The sequence below is a fragment of the Dyella sp. genome (assembly GCF_036568765.1).
In the GTDB taxonomy this organism is placed as follows: Bacteria; Pseudomonadota; Gammaproteobacteria; order Xanthomonadales; family Rhodanobacteraceae; genus GSA-30.
This window is the reverse complement of sequence record NZ_DATCRY010000174.1, coordinates 1-6,866: the sequence shown is the minus strand read 5'-3', so window position 1 is coordinate 6,866 and position 6,866 is coordinate 1. Positions and strand designations below refer to the sequence as shown.

Sequence of the window (6,866 nt, the reverse complement as noted above, 5' to 3'; positions counted from 1 at the left end):
CCGTGACACTGGCCGCCGAGGCGCGTTTGAGCGCATCGACCAGAGTCAACAGCTCGAACAGGTTTTCCGCGCTCGGTGCGCCGGTCGGCTGCAGCACGAACACTTCCTGGCGACGGACGTTTTCTTCGATCTCGATCTGCGTCTCGCCGTCACTGAAGCGGCCGATCAGCGCCTTGCCGAGCGGCACACCCAAACGCTGGGCGACATCCTCTGCCAGCTTGCGGTGCGCATTGCCGGTGAAGAGCATCGGGGTGGACGTGTCCACGTGGGTTCCTCAAAGAAAGCCATTCTTGAATGGCTGGGGCGGCAGGATTCGAACCTGCGCATGCGGGAATCAAAATCCCGTGCCTTAACCAGCTTGGCGACGCCCCAGTGTTTCTCTATCCACAACCCGCGACGACCACTGGCGACCGACGCGCGATAACTTGTGTCAGGCACGCCCCGCATGACGGTGCAGTGCCTGGTGCAACGGCGACACATTCACACCCGCGACAACCCACGCGGTGAAGGAGGCCGGACACGCTTCGGCGATCACCTCGGCCGCGTCACGCGATCGTGTCTCCACGAATACGCAGGCACCGCTGCCGGAAAGTCTTGCCCGACCGTACTCGCCCAGCCAGTTCAGCGCCGCATCCACCTTGGGGTGGCGTGCACGAACGACCGGCTCGAATGCGTTCTCGGCTGTTTCGCCCGAAGTAAAGGAAGAAATTGTCGCCCGTGGCGCATTTCGTGTCAATTCGCGCGCTTGAAAAAGTGCTGCGGTCGGCACGTGTTCGTGGGGATCGACCACGACGTACCAACGTTCCGGGAGGGTAAACGGCTCGAGTTTTTCGCCCACGCCCTCGGCCCAGGCCGAACGCCCGCGCACGAAGACCGGGACATCGGCACCCAGTTGGCACCCGAGCTCGGCCAAGCTATCGATGTCCAGGCCACAGCCCCATAACCGATTGAGGGCTACCAGCACCGTGGCGGCGTCCGAGCTGCCCCCGCCGAGCCCTCCGCCCATCGGGACGCGCTTTTCCAGGCCGATATCCACGCCTGCTCCGGCAGGGGCAAGTGGCTGCAAAATCCTGGCAGCGCGCACCGTCAGATCGGTCTCCGCCGGCACACCCTCAATCTCATTGACCCGCAAGACTGCCCCGTCGGTTCGCAAGCGCAGGCGCAATTCGTCGCCCCAATCCAGCAGGCGAAACACCGTTTGTAGCTCGTGGTAGCCGTCGGCGCGCCGACCTGTGATGCGCAGGAACAAGTTCAGTTTGGCCGGCGCCGGCCAGATCGACCAATCGTCGGCCGATAATCGCTCCAGCTTGCGGCGCATGAAAACACGCAGACGATCGGGAAAGCCGTTCTCGCGATCGCGCTCCAGCGCAAAAGCGAACTCGGGCGCATGCTTGTCTACTTCGACAAAGCCATGGCGCGCATAGAAAGGCGCATTCCATGGCACGTCACGTAGCGTACCCAGCTCGATCGAACGATATCCCGCCGCACGCGCCCAGTCGCAGGCGTGCTCGAGCAAGGCAGCACCGATGCCACGCCTGCCCCAGGTCGGCAGCACATCGATCTCGGCCACGCCGATGCTGGCGCCGCCCTCTTCCGTATCCAGGCAGATAAACCCGACCGGCTCCTGGGCCTCGTTCAATGCGACCCAAACCAGCCCGCGCGCAATCGCATCGCCCAGCACATCCGGGGGCAGCTCTACGGCCGAGTACGCCGGCCATGCTTCATGCCCGCGAAACAGCTCGACCGCGCTGCGCTCGATGGCGCAAAGGGTGCCGATGTGTGAGGGCTTGGCGCGGTGGATGGAAAACATTTGGGAGTGAGGTCGACGGCTACGCCGCCTGGGAGGGGCCAGGAGTGAGGAGACAAGAGCACGATTATGCGGTATGCCTTTCAGGCAGGGACATACTTACTTCCACCCAACTCTCCCCTAACTCCTCAAGGCACCGCCAGGCGCGGCCTCACCGAAGATCCCAGCTATCGATCGACAGCTTCACCTTGAACGGCTTTTTGTCCGCAAACACCTTCTTCGGCAAAGCTGGCCGATGGGTCGTATCCCATTCACGATAATCGACATTCCAGCCATCCTGCTGCAGCAACGACGGTAAGCGGTCGGCACCGAAGCTCAGCTCGGCCGGACCGCCGTCGGCACGCAGGCCAAGCACCCAGGCGCGCAGGTCGCGCAGCGGCACTTCCCAGCCCAGCGCCTTGCGCAGCAAAGCCTCGGCATCGGCACCGCCGACCGGTCCGCCGTCCATACCCTCGAGCAAGGCCTGGCCTGGGCTGCCGGTCAGACGGAAGCTCTTGCCGAACGGGCCGCGAATGGTGAATTCATAGCGCTCGCCGTCCTGCACCCAGGTGATATCGCCGCTACCGCTCGTATGGGCATCGGAGACAGCGATACGACCCTCCAGCGTCCATCGATCGGTACGGGCAAGTGCCTGCTCGCGTGCCTGCTGGTCGTTGAACATGGCTGTGTCGCCCTGCAGGCGCACAGCCTGTCGAGGTGCGCAGGCAGCCAGCAGCAGCGACAGCAGCGCGGCTGTGTAAAGACGATAATTCGGCTTCATGGATTCAGACGCTTGAGCGTTTCGTGCAAGGCGTTGTTCTTGGGATCGATCTTGCGTACCTCATCGAACACCCGCCGCGCCTCTTCCTGCCGACCAAGCCGCCACAGCACCTCGCCCAGATGCACGCCCACGTCGGCGTCCTTCTGACTCTGCCAGGCGCCAGCGAGGACTTGCTGGGCCTGATCCAGATGGCCAAGACGGTACTGCACCCAGCCCCAGGAATCGGCGATAGCCGGATCGTCCGGCTTGGCAGCCCGTGCAATCTGAATCAACTGCTCGGCCTCCGGCAGGTCACGGTTGGCATCGGCCAGGGTGAAACCCAGGGCATTGCTGGCGTCGGCGTCGCCGGGCTTGAGCTCCAAGACACGCCGCAGGTCGCGAATGGCGAGGTCCGTCTTGCCGCCCGACGCATAAGCCAGACCGCGGCCGTACAGCAATCCCGGATCGTCCGGCGCGACCTGCAAGGCCCGCGTATAGGCCGCATCGGCCTTGGCGTATTGCTGCTCGCGCATGTACAGCTCGGCATCGACCTCGAAAGTACGGCGCAACTGCGCGGGCTGATCGAGATAGTCGGCCTGCATTTGCTCCAGCTGCGTATGCGCCTCGGCCGAACGGCCCAGTTCCTGCATCAGCACGGTACTGCGCAAGTCGGCATCGAAGGCGTGTTCGTCCTCGTCCGGCACTTGGCCATACCACTTGAGGGCGTCTTCTTTCTGCCCCTGCATTTCGGCCAGCTGACCGAGCAGATACGCACTGTCGTTGCGCACGTCTTCGGGCGAGTGCTGCAGCTGGCCGTAAAGCCGCTGCAAGGTCTTGGTGTCATTGGCATGCGCAGCCAGCGCGGCACGCAACTGGAAGGTGTCGGCATTCTGCGGACCGTCGGCAAGCAGCTTGCCGGCACCGGCGTAATCGCCGTTCTGCCCCAGCAAGCTGGCATAAGCCAGGCGCAAGCGGATGTTTTTCGGCGACTTGGCGATAGCCTTCTGGAACATCGCCTGGGCGCCCTTGCGATCGCCCGCCTTATATTTCAGCTGCGCATCCCACGCATAAGCCTCGGCCGTACCGAACCGCTTCACTGCTGCTTCGGCGATTTGCTGAGAGTAGCCGGTGCGCCCAAGCCGATCGCCCAACTCGCTCATCGCCAGCCACGCCTGGACTTCATTGGCCGGCAAACGTTGCGGCGTAGCCAGCGTCTCGAGCAAGTGCGAAGCCTGCGCCGGGTCCCGGCCGCCGACCAGCACACGACCGAATTGGCGCCAGGCGTCCGCGTCACCGGACTCGGTAAGGAGTTCCAGTTGCCGCTGCGCCTCGGCAGTATTGCCCTGGCCCAAGGCCAGCTGACCACGTGCCTGAGCCAGTTCGGCCGGCTTGGCGCCCAACGCCTGCCAACGGGCAATCGCCCGCTGGGCGGCCGCATCGTCACGAATGGCCACGGCCATGCCGGTCGCCAGTTCGGCAATGCGCGGATCGTTCGAGAGCATCATCGCGCGGTTGTAAGCGGCCGACGCTTCCTTGAGATCGGTGCGGGTAAGCGCCATCTCACCGACCATGAGCTGGGCCAGCAGGTCGTGATCGGCATCCGGGGTAACCACCTGCAGCCGCTCCAGCGGTTGCCGGGATGCCGTCGCGCTATTCTCGGAGCGTCCCGGCAGCGCCGCACACCCCACCAGGGCCAAGAGCATGAAACTCACCCCGAAATGCCGCAGTTGCTTGAACTTGGCCGACCTGCTCAGCACACTATTCTCCATTGAACCATCTGTTCCGGTCAGTTCGATGCCCGGACCGGGTATCGATTCTAGTTTACGCCGCCCGGTTCGAGCCGCCGCCACTTAATTTCAAGTCATGACGCTGATCGCCCTTGGGCTCAATCACCTCACCGCGCCGGTCAGCCTGCGCGAACAGGTGGCATTCGATGAGGATGCCGCGAGCAAGGCGCTGCATGACCTACGCGGCCAGCCCGGCGTCGAGGAGGCGTTTATCCTCTCCACATGCAATCGCACTGAGCTTTACGTCAGCGTGAAGGCCGGCGCGGAGGATATGCCCAGGTCGTGGCTGGACCGGCATCACCGGTTGACCCCGGGCAGGCTGGACGAGTTCCTCTATCGTCACGACGAAGATGCGGCGGTCCGTCACATGTTTCGCGTCGCGACCGGGCTGGACTCGATGGTGCTTGGCGAACCGCAAATTCTTGGACAGGTCAAGGATGCGTATCAGCTTGCGCGCGATGCGCAGACGATGGGCGCACCGATGGACCGCCTGCTGCAGCACACGTTCGCCGTCGCCAAGCGGGTACGCACCGATACGCGCATCGGCGCACATACGGTGTCGGTCGCCTTCACCGCGGTCCGCCTGGCCGAACAGGTCTTTACCGACCTGCGCCAGGCCTGCGTACTGCTGATCGGCGCAGGCGACACCATCGAGCTGGCCGCGCGCCACCTGGTCGACAAGCAGGTCCGCCGGTTGATCGTGGCCAATCGCACGCTGGAAAACGCGCAGGAGCTGGCCGGCCGCCACGGCGGTTATGCCATCGCCCTGCACGATCTGCCGCAACACCTGGCCGAAGCCGACATCGTGATCTCTTCCACGGCGTCGCGTACTCCGGTGGTCACCCGGACCATGGCGGAAAAAGCCGTGCATGCGCGCCGCCACAAACCGGTGTTCATGGTCGACATCGCTGTACCGCGCGACATCGAAGAGGGCGTCGGCACACTCGACGATGTCTTCTTGTACGGCATCGACGATCTCAAACAGGTCATCGACGACAACCGCCGCTCGCGCGAAGCGGCAGCCCGCGAAGCCGATGCGATCATCGATTTGCAGGTCGAACGTTACATGGCCTGGCGCCGGGCGCTCGGTGTACGCAATCCTGCCCTGGATATGCGCCAGCATGCCGAAACCTATCGCGACGAAGTGCTGGCCAAGGCGCAGGCGATGATTGCGCGGGGCCGCCCGCCGGAAGAAGCGCTGGCTTTCCTTGCCAATACGCTGACCAATAAGCTGCTGCACCACCCCAGCGCGCGCCTGCGCGAGGCGGCGCTGAACGGCGACATGGAGCTTCTGCACGCGGCCGGCCGTCTTTATGGTTTGAACGACGACGAGAAGCTCGACATGGAGAAGTAGCGACGCGACGTTCCACCCGCCCGCTCGCGCCCTCTTCCTCCTCTTTGTCAGCACTCGCCCCATGACACCCTCGATTCGCCGCAAACTCGAAGCTCTCGCCGAGCGCCACGAAGAAGTCGGGCTGCTGCTCGGCCAACCCGATGTGCTGTCCGACAACAACCGCTTTCGCGAACTGTCGCGCGAATATGCGCAGCTCGAACCCGTCACCGCTTCCCTGCGCGAACACGACCGGGCCGAGCACGAACTCGCCGACGCGCAGTCCATGCTGGACGATCCGGACATGCGAGAGATGGCGGCCGAGGATATCGCGCGGCTGGAACAGCGCCTGATCGAGCTGGACGGCGAATTGCAGATCCTGCTGCTGCCGAAGGATCCGCGCGACGAGGCCAACTTGTTCCTCGAAGTGCGCGCCGGCACCGGCGGCGACGAGGCGGCCATCTTTGCGGGCGACCTGTTCCGCATGTACACGCGCTATGCCGAGCGGCGGCGCTGGCATGTGGAAGTCTTGAGCGAGCACCCTGGCGAGCATGGCGGCTACAAGGAAATCGTCGCGCGTATCGAAGGCGCTGGCGCGTTCTCGCGACTGAAATTCGAATCGGGCACTCACCGTGTACAGCGCGTACCGGAAACCGAATCGCAAGGCCGCATCCATACCTCGGCCGCGACTGTGGCAATCCTGCCCGAGGTCGAAGACATCGCCGATATCGAATTGCGTGACGCCGATCTCAAGGTCGATACCTTCCGGGCTTCCGGCGCCGGTGGTCAGCACGTCAACAAAACCGATTCGGCCATCCGCATTACCCACTTGCCCACCGGTATTGTGGTGGAGTGCCAGGACGAGCGCAGCCAGCACAAAAACCGTGCCCGCGCGATGAGCCTGCTCAAGGCGCGCCTGCTCGACGACGAGCGCAGCAAGCAAACTGCCGCCCAGGCCGAATCGCGGCGCCTGCAGGTCGGCTCCGGCGACCGCAGCCAGCGCATTCGTACCTATAACTTCCCGCAGGGGCGAATCACCGATCATCGCGTCAACCTGACCCTGTACCGGTTGCCGGAGGTTATCCAGGGCGACCTGGATGAGCTGATCGATACGCTTACCCGTGAACACCAGGCCGACGAGCTCAAGACCCTGACCGCCTGACCGGACGCAATGCGCATCGGCGGGCTTACGGGCTTGCGAGC

At 64.1% G+C, this 6,866-nt stretch carries 6 protein-coding genes and 1 tRNA gene; 2 read left to right on the top strand and 5 right to left on the bottom strand.

Annotated elements, in window-relative coordinates; translation table 11 throughout:
* The 5 genes from VIM98_RS12160 to VIM98_RS12140 all read right to left on the bottom strand — a co-directional run.
* On the bottom strand, positions 1-247 hold a 247-nt coding region (locus VIM98_RS12160), incomplete at its 3' end, for a ribose-phosphate pyrophosphokinase-like domain-containing protein (protein WP_331993372.1).
* A 48-nt stretch (positions 248-295) separates the two neighbouring features.
* Positions 296-372: transfer RNA gene (locus VIM98_RS12155), tRNA-Gln, on the bottom strand.
* 58 nt (positions 373-430) lie between these two features.
* A complete protein-coding gene (ispE, locus tag VIM98_RS12150) occupies positions 431-1,810 on the bottom strand; it encodes a 4-(cytidine 5'-diphospho)-2-C-methyl-D-erythritol kinase (RefSeq protein ID WP_331993370.1) in 1,380 nt (459 codons plus the stop codon).
* Positions 1,811-1,958: 148 nt separating this feature from the next.
* Positions 1,959-2,567 carry a lipoprotein insertase outer membrane protein LolB gene (gene lolB, locus VIM98_RS12145; protein WP_331993369.1) on the bottom strand — a complete coding sequence of 203 codons (609 nt, stop codon included), beginning with the start codon at positions 2,565-2,567 and terminating at the stop codon, positions 1,959-1,961.
* Positions 2,564-4,249 carry a tetratricopeptide repeat protein gene (locus VIM98_RS12140; protein WP_331993371.1) on the bottom strand — a complete coding sequence of 562 codons (1,686 nt, stop codon included), beginning with the start codon at positions 4,247-4,249 and terminating at the stop codon, positions 2,564-2,566. The genes lolB and VIM98_RS12140 overlap by 4 nt, the downstream gene beginning before the upstream one ends.
* Before the next feature lie 160 nt (positions 4,250-4,409).
* On the opposite strand from VIM98_RS12140, the gene hemA reads away from it, so the two are divergent.
* Positions 4,410-5,687 carry a glutamyl-tRNA reductase gene (hemA, locus tag VIM98_RS12135; RefSeq protein WP_331993368.1) on the top strand — a complete coding sequence of 426 codons (1,278 nt, stop codon included), beginning with the start codon at positions 4,410-4,412 and terminating at the stop codon, positions 5,685-5,687.
* Positions 5,688-5,748: 61 nt separating this feature from the next.
* Positions 5,749-6,825 carry a peptide chain release factor 1 gene (gene prfA, locus VIM98_RS12130; RefSeq protein ID WP_331993367.1) on the top strand — a complete coding sequence of 359 codons (1,077 nt, stop codon included), beginning with the start codon at positions 5,749-5,751 and terminating at the stop codon, positions 6,823-6,825.
* The last annotated feature ends 41 nt before the right edge of the window (positions 6,826-6,866 follow it).